This window comes from Muricauda sp. SCSIO 65647 (assembly GCF_021534965.1).
Lineage (GTDB): Bacteria > Bacteroidota > Bacteroidia > Flavobacteriales > Flavobacteriaceae > Flagellimonas_A.
Genome location: NZ_CP091037.1, coordinates 14,988 through 31,776, shown reverse-complemented (window position 1 = coordinate 31,776; position 16,789 = coordinate 14,988). Strand labels below are relative to the sequence as shown.

Genomic DNA, 16,789 nt, shown 5'->3' with positions numbered 1-16,789 from the left:
CTATGCGTTTGACAGCGCTTCTGCCAACTCGGTCTTCTTATTTCTGCTTAGTGGAATCTGCCTGCCATCGACTTCAACGTTTTTGCTATTGAATTTTTCGATTTTCTCGAGATTTACGATGTACGATTTATGGATTCTCAAGAATTTCTCTGGCGGCAATTGTTTTTCGAATGACTTCATTGTGGACAATATAACAATATTGGCCTCATCGGTCACCAATTTGATGTAATCGCCAAGTGCTTCGATCCACTTGATATCGTTAAGTATGACCTTACGTTTTTTAAGGTTGCTCTTCACAAAGATATGTTCTTCGTCTTCATCGACCTTGTTCATTTGCTCATACTTGGCCACCGCCCTTTTAACAGACGCTTCGAAACGGGCCAGGGTAATAGGTTTGTGCAGGTAGTCGGTTACGTCATAATCAAATGCCTTGAGGGCGTAATCGGGTTTACCCGTAATCAAAATGACCTGTGGTGGATTTTCAAGGGCCTCTAAAAGGTCAAATCCATTTATGATGGGCATTTCGACATCTAAAAATATAAGGTCGATTTCATGGTTTTTTAATCCGTTCTTTGCTTCGATGGCATTACTGTACTCTGCTACCAAGGCTAAGTGCGGATGGTTGTTAACCAATTTTGCAACGGCCATGCGCTGCATTGACGAGTCGTCTACAATTATACTTTTTAATTTCATAGATTGGGGTGATTTGTGGGGTTAAATCATCGGCAAATTACATAAAAAACACGGTCAACTACAACAAAAGATGTAAACATTGCCTATTCTGTTGTGTAAATGGCCTCAGATGTAATGTAGGTTTTGTTCAATTGTTTTTTGTTAATAACTCTTAAAATGGAAAACGAAGTTTTTTTCATTTTCTTGTGAATGGAAGATAGAATTCTTACTTTTGCGCTCCTTTTTAAAATAGATATTTATGAACCATTACGAAACTGTTTTCATTTTGAATCCCGTTCTGTCTGATACGCAGATAGAGGAAACAGTCAAGAAATTTGAGGATTTCTTGGTTAAGAATGGTGCCAAAATGGTCTCCAAAGAAGATTGGGGGCTAAAAAAATTGGCCTATCCCATTCAGCACAAGAAAAGTGGTTTTTACCACTTGTTCGAGTTTACCGCACCAGGGGAGGTAATTTCCCCTTATGAGGTAGAACTGATCAGAGACGAACGCATCATGCGTTTTTTGACCGTTAAATTAGACAAGCACGCCATTGCGTGGGCCGAAAAGAGAAGAGACAAACTAAAAGCAAAAGCTTAGCGACATGGCAACACTTGAACAACAGGCAAAATCGAAGAAAGATGGGGAAATCAGGTATCTGACCCCTTTGAACATAGAAACCAGCAAGCAGAAGAAATATTGCAGGTTCAAAAAATCAGGTATCAAATACATTGATTATAAAGATCCTGATTTTTTGATGAAACTGGTCAATGAGCAGGGCAAACTGCTCCCAAGAAGAATCACGGGCACATCGTTGAAGTACCAAAGAAAAGTGGCCCAAGCCATCAAAAGGGCTCGCCACCTGGCCTTGATGCCGTACGTTGGTGATATGTTGAAATAAAAATTTTGTGAAAAATGGAACTTATTTTAAAAGAAGACGTACAAAATTTGGGTTTTAAAGATGATATTGTAACCGTAAAGAACGGTTATGGTCGAAACTACTTGATTCCGCAAGGATTGGCTGCTTTGGCGACCCCTTCAGCGAAGAAAGTACTGGCAGAGACCCTTAGACAGCGGGCCCATAAAGAAGAGAAGGCCATTAAAGAGGCCCAGAAGACCGCCGATGCCCTCAAAGAGCTTGAAATCAAGATACCCGCCAAGGTGGGGGCTGCCGAGAAACTTTTTGGTTCTGTCAGCAATATCGATTTGGCTGAGGCATTGGACAAAGCTGGTCATACCATCGAAAGAAAGTTTATAAACATTCAAGGAGGTACCATCAAAAGAACGGGCCCATACAATGCACAGATAAGATTACACAGAGAGGTTATCGTTGATTTTCATTTTGAGGTTATTGCTGAGGCCAAATAATTGGCGATGACGTTGATAACTTAAAAGAGCTATGCACGCATAGCTCTTTTTTTTGCACTATGTTTGCCTTAATTTAAGACTAACTTAACAAAGAACACATGAAAAAAAAGCTACTCTTTTTCTTATTGACCTCCTTGATAAGTATTGTTGGTTTTTCACAGGTGACCACTTCGAATATCAGGGGCAAAGTGGTAGATGACCAAGGAGCACCTTTATTGGGTGCAAACGTTGTGGCCGTACACACCCCCACAGGAACACAGTATGGGGCCATTTCCAATGAAGATGGCCGTTTTAACCTGCTTAACCTAAGGGTAGGGGGGCCTTATGAGGTTACCATCTCTTATGTCGGTTTCAAAAACAATGTAAAGAATGATATTTTTCTTTCATTGGGTAAGACCTTTAACCATAACGTGAGCCTACAATCAGATAGTCAGGTTTTGGATGAAGTTGTCGTTGTTGGTGATCAAACAGGAACTTTCGGTAGTGACCGAACAGGTTCTGAAACAAATGTCGGACGCAGAGAGCTTACCCGATTGCCCACCATCTCAAGATCGGCAAGTGATTTCACAAGGTTGGAACCGAGTGCCTCTTCACCTACCAACGCAGATGGCGGACTTTCATTTGGTGGTCGAAACGATCAGTTCAATAATTTTTCTTTGGATGGTTCTTTCTTTGCCAATCCGTTTGGCTTGGATGCCCCCACACCGGGCGGGCAGACCAGTGCCCAGCCCATTTCATTGGATGCGATAGATCAAATTCAAGTATCACTGGCTCCCTATGATGTGACACAATCCGGTTTTACAGGGGCTACGGTCAACGCAGTTACCAAAAGCGGTACCAATGACTTTTATGCCACTGTTTATGGCTTTTTTAGAAATGACGATCTTACAGGAGGCAAGATTAACGGTGATGATGTGTTCAAGACCGGTCTTGAACAGGTTCAATACGGTATCAGTGTTGGTGGACCGATCATAAAAGATAAGCTGTTTTTCTTCGCCAATTTTGAAAAAGACGACCTAACGGAATTGGGTACCGCCGGTTTCGTTCCCAACACGGGAACAGGGGCCATCAATGAGTCAAGGGTTTCTGTCACAGACTTGCAAGACGTACAGAGCGCTTTGGCCGCTTTGGGCTACGATACGGGCAGTTTTGAAAACTTCAACTTTGACCAAGAATCTACCAAAGGTATTTTCAAGCTAGATTGGAACATTGACAATAACAATAGACTGGCTGTCATCTATAACTTTTTGAGGGCATCGAAACAAAAACCTGCCCACCCTTCGGCATTGGGCTTTAGAGGACCCAATGCAGCTACTTTGCAATTTGAGAACTCAGGTTACGAAATCAACAACAATATAAATTCAGTACAGTTAGAACTCAATTCAACTCTATCAAATGAGGCGGTCAATAAGCTTCAGGTAGGGTACACACATTTTGACGACTTTCGAGATCCTTTGTCAACACCGGCACCCAGCATTATCATTGAAAACGGCGGAACGAACTATATAGTGGCAGGCCATGAGCCTTTCTCGATTAACAACCGGTTGGATCAGAAGGTGTTTCAGATTACCAATAATTTGAACATTTTCAAAGGTGACCACACCTATACCATAGGCTTCTCATATGAAAAATTCCAGTTTGATAATTCATTTAACCTTGGGGTATATGGAGGCACTTTTGGTTTTCCAAGATCTGATGATACGTTTGGCAATTTTAGGAGTGTACAGGAATTTCTCGATGCGGCACAACCCGGAGGTTTGATAGATGGCCAAATTCAAACTGCGCAGGCCATATTTGCCAGCAACAACCAATTCCCCGATGGTACGCCTGGCGGGTGGGCCCTCGCAGAAACCAATGTGGGTCAGTTGGCGTTCTATCTTCAAGATGAGTGGGACGTGACCGACAATTTCAAATTGACCTACGGGGTTCGTTTTGATAAACCGCTATTTTTCGATACAGCAGATAAAGTTCGCGAAAACATTGCTCGAAAAGGGGGCGCATTGGCAGAAGGAGGCACTTATGCGCCTGACATCGTCTATTTTGACCCTGAGAATGGAAATGAAGTGTTGATCGACTCAGAGCAGTTGCCCAACAATGATTTCTTGGTTTCTCCCCGTGTGGGCTTCAATTGGGATGTGCATGGCGATAATACGCTTCAAATTCGAGGAGGTTCGGGCCTCTTCACAGGTCGTTTTCCTTTTGTTTGGTTGGGTAACCAAGTACAGGGTACTGATTTCTTCTTTTATCAGGCGGTGGATCCAGATTTTCAGTTTCCACAGGTTTGGCGAACCAATATTGGACTTGACAAGGCCTTTGACAATGGCTTGGTGTTGACCACTGACCTTTCATATACGAAAGACATCAATGCCGCCCACGTTCAGAATTGGGGATTGGATACTCCATCGGCTACATTGAACGCCCCAGGTGATAATCGTGCGGTTTATACCAATGATGATAAGTCACAGTTGTTCGGCCCAAATAATGCCTATGTATTCACCAATTCTGATGAGGGTAGAATTTTCAACGCTTCTTTCAAAGCCCAGAAAACATGGGAAGATGGGCTATATGCCATGTTGGCCTATAACTACTTGAACTCAAAAGAGGTAAACTCAATTGAAGCAGAGATCACAGGTGATGCTTTTGCCGCCAATGCCGTTGTAGGCAATGCCAATGATGATGTTTTGGCCTTTTCAAGATATGGTGACACCCACAGAATTATTGGCGTGGTCTCAAAGGCATTTTCAACGGGTACCACGGTATCTACTTTTTTCGAATATGCCCAAGGAGGAAGGTTCAACTACATCTATGGTGGTGACATCAATAATGATGGGTCTAGCATCAACGATTTGATTTACATTCCCACGGCAAGTGAATTGAACCAGATGACCTTTAGTGGTCCAGGTCAAGCTGAAGCTTTTGAGGCTTTTATCCAACAAGATGACTACTTGAGTGAGAATCGTGGCAGTTATGCCGAACGATATGGCGCGTTGGCTCCATGGAGGGGTAGATGGGACCTTAAAGTATTGCAAGACATCAAAATCAATGATAGAAACAGATTACAGTTGAGTCTAGATGTGTTGAACGTAGGCAATCTGATCAATTCTGACTGGGGAGTGGTCGAGCAACCTACCTTTAATCAGATTTTGGGCGTAACGGTTGATGACAGTAACAACCCAACCTATACTTTTGACCCAAATTTGACCAATACATTTACGGCAAACACCAGTGCGCTTTCAAGATGGAGGGCCCAATTGGGGGTACGCTACATTCTTGACTAGTATTTTGAGTAGCAATAAAAAGGCCCTGATTGAAAATCAGGGCTTTGTTTTTGAACTATGTTATGAAATATAAACGGCTTACAAAAGAGCAATTTGAGGAGTTGCACCAAGAATTCACCAATTTTTTGGCCACACAATCCATTACGGCTGAAGAATGGGAAAGGTTAAAAAAAGAAAAGCCCGAAATGGTTGAAGAAGAACTCGACATATTCAGTGATTTGATTTGGGAAGGTGTGCTGTCAAAGGTGAAATATCTTGAGAACATTTCAGAAAGGCATATGCATTTGTTCGAACTGACCGAAAAAGAAATGAAACTGCTATCGGTCAAGGTATTGAACCCTGAGATCGACTTGCGTACGAAGGAAGGTTTTGCCTGGTTCAAACGTAATTTTCAATCTGACTTTGTCGAATATCTGACGGCCTCAAAGGCATATGGCGGAGACAAGAACAAAGATAAATTTGATTTGATTCAACAGGGTGCGGTCATCACTAAAGGCGAACTCTATCAATGGTTTGATGAAATCATTGAATAGCCAATCGTCATTCTTTCGAAAACAGGAATCTCTTTATCTTTATGCGATAATTTAAAGAATGCCACAAAAACCATCCATACCCAAGGGAACACGTGATTTCTCACCCACAGAGGTTGCAAAGCGCAACTATATCATAGACACCATCAAAGAATACTTTGAAACCTTCGGTTTTCAACCCATCGAGACCCCAAGCTTTGAGAATTCTGAAACGCTTCTGGGGAAATATGGAGAGGAAGGTGACCGACTGATTTTTAAGATCTTGAACTCAGGAGATTTCATCTCAAAAGTTGATGATGTGACCTATAGCTCGAAGAATTCAAATTCTTTGGCCCCAAAAATTACTGAAAAAGCCCTTCGTTATGACCTCACCGTACCCTTTGCCCGTTATGTGGTGATGCACCAGAACGATATTGATTTTCCGTTCAAACGCTATCAGATACAACCTGTATGGCGGGCCGATCGACCACAAAAGGGGCGTTTTCGTGAATTTTACCAATGTGATGCCGATGTAGTGGGCGCCCATTCGCTTTTGCAAGAAGTAGAGTTTGTACAACTTTATGATACTGTTTTTTACGCCTTGGCATTGCAAGGAGTGACGCTTAAACTCAATAACCGAAAGGTTCTTTCGGGCATTGCCGAAGTCATCGGTGCACAACGATTATTGGTCGATTTTACGGTGGCGTTGGACAAGCTCGATAAAATTGGCGAAGAGAGCGTTAAAAAAGAAATGCTCGACAAAGGTATTTCTGAGGCTGCCATCAAAAAAGCGCAACCATTGTTTTCGCTTTCTGGCAGTAATATTGAAAAACTTGATGTGCTCAAAGACTTTCTGAGAGATTCTGAGATAGGGGTTCAGGGTGTTGAAGAACTGGAGTTTATCTTGAATACCATTTCAGATTTTAAATTGAAGGCGGCCAATGTTCAATTGGATGTTACCTTGGCCCGCGGACTGAACTATTACACGGGCACCATTTTTGAAGTGTTGGCCCCACAGGGCGTACAGATGGGCTCCATTGGCGGGGGCGGCCGTTATGATGATCTCACTGGTATTTTTGGTTTAAAAGATGTGAGCGGGGTGGGTATTTCTTTCGGACTGGACCGTATTTATCTGGTTTTGGAAGAATTGGGGCTTTTCCCTGACAGTTTAGAGACTTCCCTTGATGTACTGTGCTTGAATTTTGGGGATAAAGAAGCTACAGCTGCCTTGAAATTGGTAAACACACTACGGAAACTTGGCTTGCGCACCGATTTATATCCCACAAGTACAAAATTGCCCAAGCAGTTTAAATATGCCGATAAGCGTAATGTACCTTATGTAATTCTTTTGGGAGAAACGGAATTGTCAGCAGGTAATTTTGTGGTAAAGAACATGAAAACGGGCGATCAGAAAACATTTGAACTGGACCACCCAGAAAAGTTTGCCCAAGAGTTGCTATAACTTTTTCTTTACTTCTTTGACTATTGTCTTATAGTAATCGGCCCCATGGGGAACGTACTTACCAGTATTGGCCATTCCCCACGTTTCTTCGGCAAACGTCAACAAGGGTAACAGGGCAAGGGCTTCCACCTCACTATCTTGCTTTATTAATTTTTCTAGTGGCACGGTCAATTTGCAGAGAAAAGTGTGGTGAAATTCGGCATCTACAAAATCATCGGCATGTTTGTGAACAGACCTAAAGATTCCGATTTTTTCCAAATCGCCCTTGCCCACATCCAAACCGATTTCTTCCTTGATTTCACGAAGGGCAGAGGTTTCAATAGCTTCACCCGCCCCGATATGGCCCGCCACGGATACATCCCAAAGTGAAGGAAACGTATTTTTCTTCTTTCCTCTTTTTTGCAAAAGAACTTGTCCATCTAAAGTATAAAACCATACGTGAATGGTCGGATGAAAAAGTCCTTTTTGATGGGCCAAAGACTTCATCATCGATTTACCAGTGTGGTTTCCAGATTCATCGAGTATGTCCACAAGTTCATCCAAAGAAAAAAGTTTCTTTAAGGTCAGGTTTTCATTTTCTCTCCTCGTCAAAAACAAGTGTTCACCTACAGTGTACGATCGGGTCAATCAAAATAACTGAACGTTTCACCTTCTTTGATGGCCAATAGCGTTTCATAGATCAATCGTATCACGTTTTCAACATCATCACGGTGCACCATTTCAACGGTGGTATGCATATAACGCAAGGGCAAGGAAATCAAGGCAGAGGCCACGCCACCGTTACTGTAGGCAAAGGCATCGGTATCGGTGCCGGTCGATCTAGAAGAGGCCTGTCGCTGAAATGGTATCTTTTTGGCCTCAGCTGTCTCGATGATACGTTCACGCAGCTTTTGCTGTACTGCAGGGGCGTAAGAAATAACGGGTCCCTTGCCAATCGATGTTTCACCTTCTTTCTTTTTATCGATCATCGGGGTGGTGGTATCGTGGGTCACATCGGTCACAATGGCGACATCTGGTTTGATGGTCTCGGTGATCATTTGTGCGCCCCGTAAACCGATTTCTTCTTGCACCGAATTGGTGATGTAGAGTCCGAAAGGCAGCTCTTTCTTGTTTTCATGAAGCAAACGGGCCACTTCGGCCACCATAAAACCACCTGCACGATTATCAATGGCACGGCATACGAATTTGTTCTTGTTCAGTACCTGAAATTCATCTGGGTAGGTAATCACACACCCGACGTGAACGCCCATTTTTTCGACTTCCTCTTTGTCTTTCGCACCGATATCGATGAAAATGTTGTCAAGTTTTGGGGGTTCTTCCTTGGCTTTGTTTCTGGTATGTATGGCGGGCCATCCAAAGACCCCCTTGACCACACCTTTCTTGGTATGGATGTTTACCCACTTTGAAGGTGCAATTTGGTGGTCACTGCCCCCATTTCTAATGACATAGAGCAAACCATTGTCGGTTATATAATTGACATACCATGATATTTCATCGGAATGCCCCTCGATGACCACTTTGTATTTCGCTTTGGGATTAATGACCGCCACGGCCGTACCATATGTATCGGTGATGAAGTCATCGACATAGGGCTTTAGATATTCCATCCAAATTTTTTGGCCCTCCCACTCATAACCGGTTGGCGAAGCGTTGTTCAAATATTTTTCAAAGAATTTCAGTGATTTCTGGGTAAGTATTTTTTCTGATGCCATGTTACATTTTTATCATGCAAAATTAGCAATTATTAAAATCTTCCTATCTATTAAATGTCATTGTATTCACTGAGTCGGTAAACTTGGAAAAGAACAGATGCAATAAACTTTTGGGGAGCATTTTGCAAAAAACCATTTTCAACTATAGGTGTAAGAAAATAGGTGCTGTCATTTCATGCTCATGCTTATTTTGGTTGCGAACCGCGCACCACATCGATGAAAAGCAACATTTTCGAAATATTGGAAAAATCCATTCTGAGGGTAGAAGACATGCAATGGTCTTTTATCGGAACCTTGTAACGAAGGCGACTCTTTTCACACATTAAATGATTTATTGCCAACGGTATTTTAATGGCGATCAGAAGTTAGAATATGCAAGAAATAAAAGTTTGAAGTAGCGTTGGTGATAAGTAACCGAGAAAATTCTATATCAGGCCTTCCCGTACATAATGGGTTGCTGCTTGGGTCATGTTCTTAAAGTTTGTTTTGCTCAAGATGTTTTTTCTATGGGTATGTACCGTATCTAAAGAAATGTGGAGGTAATCGGCGATTTCTTTTGAACTGAAACCTTCAGAGATAAGTTTCACGATTTCAACCTCACGGCTTGAAATTTCCAGTTTGGGCTGATTGTTATCGAAGTCTTTGATATTTCCAATTCCAAAATAACTCTTGCCGTCCAAAACATGGATGAATGAGATTTTGTGATTGTTATGCGTGGTGATATGGCTTATGTCAGATTGATTGGTAAAAACGGTCGAAAGGTTATAGTCTTCATCTACACTAAGGGCAATAGACTGCCTTAGATGCAGCCGATAGTTGTTATTTGAATCTTTAAATCTTATTTGATAACTCAATTTATAATTGGGAATATCTTTTTTTTCAATGTGTTTGAACAAGAAATACCCTGCCACCTCTTCACAATGAACAAAATGTTGAAAATCGTCAGGATGGATTCTATTGACATAATCATTGACCTGAAACTGATCGGGATCTTCCCCGGTAATCAATCGAATGTTTTCGCTCAAAAATGTAAATCTTCTGTTCACAATGTCAAAAATGTATTGAAAGGAAGGCCCCGGGGAATATAAATTTTCAAATAAACGATTTAATTTATTTTGGTCGGCTTGAACGGTTTGTCTGGCCAGAAAATTGCTTTTTTCATCAAAAACCTTATAGATTTCCCTGACTTTTTTGTTTTCCATGGTAAATGTTAACTAATTGTCATTGCCATTTAGATCAGTCCTTCGTTGATACAATATCTGATGGTTTGGGGCATGTTTCTAAACTTGGTCTTCTTCAAAATATTCTTCCGATGGGTGCTGACAGTATCCAAAGAGATGCGCAGATAATTCGATATTTCTTTTGAGCTATAACCTTCTGATATTAATTTGAGGATCTCGGTTTCCCGCTGGGTAATAGAGGATTTGGGAGGCATATTCTTCAAATCTTCAATTTTGTTGATCCCAAAATAGCTTTTATTGCCCAAAACGTCAATAAAGGACATTTTAAAATTGTTGATAGTGGTTATATGATCAACAATGGAATGATTTGCGAAAGACGAAGAAATATTGAAATTTTCGTCAACGGCCAGGGCAATGGCCTGATGCAAGAACAACCTATAGTTTTCATCAATATCTTTTATCCTAAACTGAAAAGAGACCTTGTAGTGGGGGATGGACTCTTTTTTGATATGGCGAAACAAAAAAAAGGCGGCTATTTCTTGACAGTGTACATAATGTTCGATGTCATCGGGATGAATTCGGTTCACAAAAATCTCTGGAGTCAGCTTGAGCGGATCTACTCCAAAGAGCTTGTTTGCCCCATCACTGACATATAGAAATTTTTTGTTGGGAAAGTCAAACACATATTGAAAGGAAGGCCCTGGAGAATATACGTTTTTGAGCAATGAATTAAGTCTTTGCTCATCATATTGTACGGTTTGTTGGGCCAAGGATTCATTGACATTGTCAAAGACCTTATAGATTTCCCGTACTCTCGTATTACTCATTGACAGATTGGTTTGGGTTTGACAAATGGCCTGTTGTCATGAAATATAAGGATATTCACTTATTTTTAATAATAAGGATGGTCTATTATCGTTACTTTTGAAGAGCTTTTTAGTAGTACTTTTTTATGCGTCGCACACTGGCAACACTGCTTCTTCTTTCCGTTTTTTTCTTCGGATTTGCCCAAGAAGAAAAGCATTTAGACTCTATTGCGGAATATTATGTCAGAATGGAGGGAGACTCCCTATTACTGGAATCCATTCCTCTTGATGAGGTCTATATTTTTGGAAAACTTGAATTTGCCGACAAAAAGGAAAAACTCCGCTACTACATTTTAAGAAGAAAAACGCTGAAAGTGTATCCCTATGCCAAATTGGCGGCCGAACGTCTGGTCGAACTGAACGACAGCTTGGCCAAAATCAAAAAGAGGCGCCATAGAAAAAAGTATACCCGCCAAATGCAGAAATATATTGAAGGTGAATTTTCAGATGAACTGAAAAAGCTAACCCGAACCGAAGGGCAGATATTGGTTAAGCTCATACATCGACAGACGGGCACTACCGCTTTTGGTCTGGTAAAGGAACTGCGCAACGGATGGAGGGCTTTTTGGTACCAGACCACTGCCAAAATGTTTAAAATCAGTATCAAAGAAGAATTTCGCCCAACCGAGGTACATGAAGACTATTTGATTGAAGACATTTTGCAAAGGGCCTTTGCGTCTAATCGCCTGACACGGCAAAAGTCGGTGTTGGATTATGACTACGCTGTGTTGAGCAATAAATGGAAAACCAATTCAACCGATACTACTGCTTCCAAAAAAAAGAATTGATCTATTTTTTCTTTCCAAAAAGCGAATCGACCATTAATTTCACGGCATAAAACCCGAGTACAATGGCTACAGTAGCCAAAAGCAATCCTACTATAAGAACAGGAATGTACCATGGGTGCCCTTCATTTTTAAAGGCCTGATATATGACCACCGGTGCCAAAAACATGGTCAAGGCCGTAACGAAGAGGTATTTTACCCCTTTTACCAATAATGTCTTATCGGTTCCCATGCGATAAAGGTAGCCAATAATTCACTTATATTTAGTGAAACAAATTTTGATGGAACTGTTTGTCATTTTATTTGTGGTACTGTTCATTATAGTGGCCACTGTTCGATTCAAATTACACCCTGTATTTTCATTGACTATTGCCGCGATTGCCTCTGGTTTTTTTTTAGGGCTTGCCCCAGAAAAAATCATGTCTCATATGGCGGAAGGTTTTGGCAAAACACTTTCGGGCATCGGTTTGGTCATTGCCTTTGGTAGTGTAATCGGCATTTTTTTAGAAAAGACAGCGGGCACAAAAGTTTTGACCGACACCGTTTTGAAGTGGGTTGGGCTGAAACGATCGCCTTTGGCCATCAATTTGGCAGGTTTTGTGGTATCGATTCCTGTTTTTTGTGATTCGGGTTTTATCATTCTCTCGTCATTGAACAAAACATTGAGCAAAAAATCAGGTATACCCGTGTTGTTTTTTGCCATTGCATTGGCCAGTGGCCTATATGCGGCCCATGTTTTTGTGCCCCCGACCCCAGGGCCTTTGGCAGCTGCCGCCATCTTGGATGCCGATTTGGGTACTGTTTTGATATTGGGATTGTTGGTAGCCATTCCTGTCAGTGTGACCGGATATTTTTGGGCACGATTCATATCAGGATATATTTCGATATCGGAAAAAGAAGGGAATGCCGATGTTGAAGAGGTTACCGAAGTCCACAAGACCCCATCGGCTTTGCAGGCCTTTTTGCCTTTGGTCGTGCCCTTGGTTTTGATCGCTTTGAAGTCGGTGGCCAACTATCCGACCAAACCATTCGGCCAAGGATTCTTTTTTGAGACTACAGATTTTGTTGGAAACCCTATAATTGCCCTTTTGATAGGGGTTTTCTTGGCTTTCTCATTAGGAAAAGGCCACCCATCCAAAGAGAAAAATGATTGGATCGTGGAGGCTTTGAAACAAGCTGGCCTCATTGTACTTATTACAGGTGCAGGTGGTGCCTTTGGAGCCATTCTGAGAACTGTTGATTTTGCCTCGATATTGAATTTGACCTCAACCTCTGGAATCGGTGGGCTCTTGATCTGTTTCGGAATCGCTGCCGCCCTAAAGACGGCCCAAGGGTCTTCAACCGTATCTATTATCACTACTGCTGCCATTGCGGCACCTTTGTTGACCACTTTCGGATTGGAGACGGTTGCTGAAAAGGCATTGGGCGTTTTGGCCATTGGCGCGGGTGCCATGACCGTTTCACACATCAATGACAGCTATTTCTGGGTGGTGTCACAATTCTCGAATTTAGATGTCAAAAATGCACTGAAGGGGCATACTTTGGCGACCTTCTGTCAGGGGCTGGTGGGTATTCTGATAATTATGGGCCTTTATCTACTATTGGCTTGAAAGTGGCTATTCGATTGTGATGCTCCGCTTGAATTCTTGTACTACCGCAAAGTACCCCAATGCAAAATCATTGGGTCGTTCCACATTATCAAAAATGACTATGTTATCAAGGCCAGTGATGTCAAAGACATTGCCGCGAACAGTGGCGGCAGGGGTTTCAAATACCCCACCATCGTTTTCGGTCTGTTCGACCAATAAATCGATATAATTGAAAAACTGTTGGTCGGCCCCAAGTATGCTCACCTCCAATTCTTCTCCAGATTCTAGGTCACGTTCCACAAAATAGGAGAACTCAAATTCTTGACCATCTATAAATTGGTCATCCAAGGCCAAAAACTCTCCTTCCCCAAAATCAAAAACATAATAGTTCTCAAAATCTGGAATATCAGTAATGGTAATCTTTATTTCTGTGTCATCTTCATCAAACAGGGTCTCATCTCCCTGTTCCATATTTTCTATGGGTACAGCCAGTGAGTACGGGGTTTGGGCCGCGTACCTTCTTCCTTTGTGCTCTATTATCAGCAAAAACACGGTTTCTGTAGAAAGCCCTGCCGTTCTAATGCGGTCATCAGTATCAGAGCCGGGTATATAACTGGGTATATAAACGCCACTGCCAGGTTCAGATTCTACCAAAACCCTAGATCTCCCGAATTCTACACCTGCGTTTAGCTCAGGGTTGACCCTGCCCGGAAGAATAACAGCACTTTCTAGCTGTGTTATCGTATTCTCATTAAAAAAGTCACTTGTCTCGCTCACTTGAACACGCACGTCGATGAACTCTTGCGTTATATCTACCCGTAACAAGCCGTTGACCACCAGCCTTGGAGGTTCAGGTTGGGTCTCTACATCAATGACATCTTCACACGAGAAGATGACTGTCAAAACCACTAGAAAATAAAGTATCCGTTTCATAGCTTAGAATTTAAAATTATACGTGATAGCCGGAACGATACCGAAAATTGCCGTTCTAACCGCTTCATTTCTACCGGTGTCTTGATTTTGCCTAAAGTTTATGGAAGCGGCATTCATTCTATTGTACACATTGTAGATGCTAAAAACCCATTCTGATTGAAAATTTCGATTTCTATTCTTTTTTGGGGAAAGGGTCGCTGAAATATCCAACCGATGGTAATCCGGTAGCCTTGTCTGGTTTCTCAAGCCGAAAAAAGGTACCACCAATCCTTGAAATTCAAATTGCCCAACGGGGTAGTTGGTAGGCTGCCCCGTCTGAAAGACAAAATTGGCGTTGAAATTCCATTTCTTGTTCAATTCATAATTGCCAAAAAGGGAAATGTCATGGGTTTTGTCAAATGGGGTAGGGTACCATTCACCAAGGTTGATCCCTGTTTCCAAGTTTGAACGACCGTTATCGACTACGGGCTCCCTACCGGGGGTGCGTTGTTCAGAACGGGAAAGGGTATAGGCCAACCACCCTTGAAAACGACCTTCATTTTTTCGTAATAACAGTTCTAGGCCATATGCCCGTGCCTCACCGTTCAGAATGACCTGTTCAATGGCATCGTTCGCGATCAGATCTGCCCCGTCGATGTAATCTATCCTATTCTGTATGTCTTTATAAAAACCTTCCAACTCTAGGGTGTAGTCTCCGTTGTTGATATTTCTAAAATAACCAAGGGCATATTGGTCCAACAACTGGGGTTCGATGAACGGTCCACTAGGTGTCCACACATCCAACGGGGTGGGAGAGCTTGTGTTCGAGAGCAAATGCAGGTATTGGGCCAATCTTGTGTAACTGGCCTTTACGGAGCTGTTTTCGTTGATCGTATACGCGGCCGATACACGGGGTTCAAAGTTGAAAAATGTTTTAATATTTTGCCCCCTACCAGGACTTATGGTGTCAATGGGGGTGGCTTCTCTGTAAATCAGTTGAAAGGGGTCGAATATAACCGGTTGATCGTTTTCGTATACAAAAAGTTCATCTTGCCCCAATCGGTTGAACAGGCTGGCCCTAAGTCCATAATTTACCCTTAGGTTTTCCGTTATTTTCTGTTCTATGTCGACGTAGGCGGCGGCTTCGTTTGCATATTTCTTGGTCAGTTGGTCTTCTACTATGCCTGAATCTTCACTGTTTGGTTTTATTTTACCTGGGTTGAAGACATAATAAATGTTGTTGACCCCATAATTGATCTGCAATTTGTCACTTAAATAGTGCTTCAGATCGTATTTCAGGTTAAAGTTTTGAATACCTGAATCCCATTCAAAGCCTACAAAGTCAAGTTCGAGTCCGTAGAAATAATCAGAATAGATCAAAGATAGATTAGAGAACAACTTATCTGAAAACAAGTGGTTCCACCTAAAATTACCGACAGCATTGCCATAGGTGTTTATAAAGCTATCATTTATACTGAACAGGTCTCGTCCGAAATAACCCGATAGAAAAATGCTGTTACGGTCATTGATCCTATGGCTTATCTTGGTATTGAGGTCATAGAAGTAAGCGCGATTGTCAATATTGAACAAGGGCAAAAACAAGTGTGCATACGAGGCCCTTCCACCGGCTAAAAATGCAGTGCGGTCTTTGATGATAGGGCCTTCTACCAAAAGCCTACTCGCCACGGCCCCAATGCCCCCATTCACTTTTAGCTCTTTGCTATTTCCTTCTTTTTGAAAAATCTCGAGCACGGATGAAACCCGGCCTCCATACCGAGAGGGTATTCCACCTTTAAACAGCTTGACATCCTTAATGGCATCAGGATTAAAAACGGAAAAGAATCCGAACAAATGGGAGGTGTTGAAAATGATTGCCTCGTCGAGCAATATGAGGTTCTGGTCAACTGCCCCTCCACGTACATTGAACCCAGAGGAAGCCTCACCGGCATTGGTCACCCCGGGCAATAGCACCAAAGAGCGTATCACATCGGATTCCCCCAAAACAACGGGAATTTTTTTTATGGTCTGCACGGCCAAGGTGCTCACGCTCATCTGGGGTTTTCTGATATCTATACGTTCTGCATCTTCGGTAACTACAACCTCTTCAAGCTCTTCGGTCTTTTCTTGAAGATTGAAGTCTAGCTTCATATCTGAATTCAGTGAAATCGATTTTGAGATATCTTGAAATCCTAAATAACTGATGATTAGGGTATAGTCTCCTTCGGGAAGGGTAATGGAATAAAAACCATACTCATTGGTGGCGGCACCAATTCTTGCATTTTGTACGGTTATGCTGACCCCAATCAGTGTCTCGTTACTAACGGCTTCTCTAATCGTTCCGCTGATGGTATGCCTTTGTTGGGAAAACAATGAAAAAAAAGAGCAGAATAATAGGGTTAAAAGCGGCAGTATTTTCTTTATCATTGTCAAGTTTTTTTAAAAGTAATGAATCTTTAA

The 16,789-nt window shown here is 42.1% G+C and carries 16 protein-coding genes; 8 read left to right on the top strand and 8 right to left on the bottom strand.

The annotated features are described in order from the left end of the window. A complete protein-coding gene (locus L0P89_RS00155) occupies positions 1 to 693 on the bottom strand; it encodes a LytR/AlgR family response regulator transcription factor (RefSeq protein ID WP_235266376.1) in 693 nt (230 codons plus the stop codon). A gap of 238 nt (positions 694 to 931) precedes the next feature. On the opposite strand from L0P89_RS00155, the gene rpsF reads away from it, so the two are divergent. The 6 genes from rpsF to hisS all read left to right on the top strand — a co-directional run bounded on the left by rpsF (position 932) and on the right by hisS (position 7,287). Then, on the top strand, positions 932 to 1,270 hold the full coding sequence (gene rpsF / locus L0P89_RS00150; RefSeq protein WP_235266375.1) for a 30S ribosomal protein S6: 339 nt from the start codon (positions 932 to 934) through the stop codon (positions 1,268 to 1,270). 4 nt (positions 1,271 to 1,274) lie between these two features. Then, complete coding sequence (gene rpsR, locus L0P89_RS00145) at positions 1,275 to 1,571, top strand: 30S ribosomal protein S18 (protein ID WP_235266374.1); 297 nt, start codon at positions 1,275 to 1,277, stop codon at positions 1,569 to 1,571. 14 nt (positions 1,572 to 1,585) lie between these two features. Further along, positions 1,586 to 2,038 carry a 50S ribosomal protein L9 gene (gene rplI / locus L0P89_RS00140; protein WP_235266373.1) on the top strand — a complete coding sequence of 151 codons (453 nt, stop codon included), beginning with the start codon at positions 1,586 to 1,588 and terminating at the stop codon, positions 2,036 to 2,038. 98 nt (positions 2,039 to 2,136) lie between these two features. Continuing rightward, positions 2,137 to 5,316: a TonB-dependent receptor domain-containing protein gene (locus tag L0P89_RS00135; protein WP_235266372.1), complete on the top strand. Its 3,180-nt coding sequence runs from the start codon at positions 2,137 to 2,139 to the stop codon at positions 5,314 to 5,316. 62 nt (positions 5,317 to 5,378) lie between these two features. After that, positions 5,379 to 5,849, top strand: coding sequence for a DUF6495 family protein (locus L0P89_RS00130; RefSeq protein WP_235268070.1), 471 nt, complete (start codon positions 5,379 to 5,381; stop codon positions 5,847 to 5,849). Between the two features lie 58 nt (positions 5,850 to 5,907). Beyond that, positions 5,908 to 7,287, top strand: a complete 1,380-nt coding sequence (gene hisS / locus L0P89_RS00125) for a histidine--tRNA ligase (RefSeq protein ID WP_235266371.1) — start codon at positions 5,908 to 5,910, stop codon at positions 7,285 to 7,287. Here hisS and L0P89_RS00120 read toward each other — a convergent pair. The 4 genes from L0P89_RS00120 to L0P89_RS00105 all read right to left on the bottom strand — a co-directional run bounded on the left by L0P89_RS00120 (position 7,282) and on the right by L0P89_RS00105 (position 11,007). Continuing rightward, on the bottom strand, positions 7,282 to 7,878 hold the full coding sequence (locus L0P89_RS00120; protein WP_313790936.1) for an NUDIX domain-containing protein: 597 nt from the start codon (positions 7,876 to 7,878) through the stop codon (positions 7,282 to 7,284). The genes hisS and L0P89_RS00120 overlap by 6 nt on opposite strands. Before the next feature lie 32 nt (positions 7,879 to 7,910). Beyond that, positions 7,911 to 8,999: a M42 family metallopeptidase gene (locus L0P89_RS00115; protein WP_235266370.1), complete on the bottom strand. Its 1,089-nt coding sequence runs from the start codon at positions 8,997 to 8,999 to the stop codon at positions 7,911 to 7,913. 425 nt (positions 9,000 to 9,424) lie between these two features. Further along, complete coding sequence (locus L0P89_RS00110) at positions 9,425 to 10,201, bottom strand: response regulator transcription factor (RefSeq protein WP_235266369.1); 777 nt, start codon at positions 10,199 to 10,201, stop codon at positions 9,425 to 9,427. Between the two features lie 29 nt (positions 10,202 to 10,230). Next, positions 10,231 to 11,007, bottom strand: coding sequence for a LuxR C-terminal-related transcriptional regulator (locus L0P89_RS00105; RefSeq protein ID WP_235266368.1), 777 nt, complete (start codon positions 11,005 to 11,007; stop codon positions 10,231 to 10,233). Positions 11,008 to 11,132: 125 nt separating this feature from the next. Here L0P89_RS00105 and L0P89_RS00100 point away from each other — a divergent pair, with 125 nt between their 5' ends. Next, entirely contained in the window at positions 11,133 to 11,834 is a 702-nt protein-coding gene (locus tag L0P89_RS00100) for a DUF4294 domain-containing protein (RefSeq protein WP_235266367.1), read from the top strand. A 1-nt stretch (position 11,835) separates the two neighbouring features. Here the strand turns inward: L0P89_RS00100 and L0P89_RS00095 are convergent, their stop codons facing one another. Next, positions 11,836 to 12,063, bottom strand: a complete 228-nt coding sequence (locus L0P89_RS00095; RefSeq protein WP_235266366.1) for a DUF6095 family protein — start codon at positions 12,061 to 12,063, stop codon at positions 11,836 to 11,838. A gap of 49 nt (positions 12,064 to 12,112) precedes the next feature. Here L0P89_RS00095 and L0P89_RS00090 point away from each other — a divergent pair, with 49 nt between their 5' ends. Then, entirely contained in the window at positions 12,113 to 13,441 is a 1,329-nt protein-coding gene (locus tag L0P89_RS00090; RefSeq protein ID WP_235266365.1) for a GntP family permease, read from the top strand. Positions 13,442 to 13,447: 6 nt separating this feature from the next. Here L0P89_RS00090 and L0P89_RS00085 read toward each other — a convergent pair whose 3' ends face one another. Both L0P89_RS00085 and L0P89_RS00080 read right to left on the bottom strand, forming a co-directional pair. After that, the gene (locus tag L0P89_RS00085) at positions 13,448 to 14,353 is read right to left on the bottom strand and encodes a DUF4249 family protein (RefSeq protein ID WP_235266364.1); all 906 of its coding nucleotides are present in this window, start codon (positions 14,351 to 14,353) and stop codon (positions 13,448 to 13,450) included. 3 nt (positions 14,354 to 14,356) lie between these two features. Further along, positions 14,357 to 16,756 carry a TonB-dependent receptor gene (locus tag L0P89_RS00080; protein WP_235266363.1) on the bottom strand — a complete coding sequence of 800 codons (2,400 nt, stop codon included), beginning with the start codon at positions 16,754 to 16,756 and terminating at the stop codon, positions 14,357 to 14,359. Between the last annotated feature and the right edge of the window lie 33 nt (positions 16,757 to 16,789).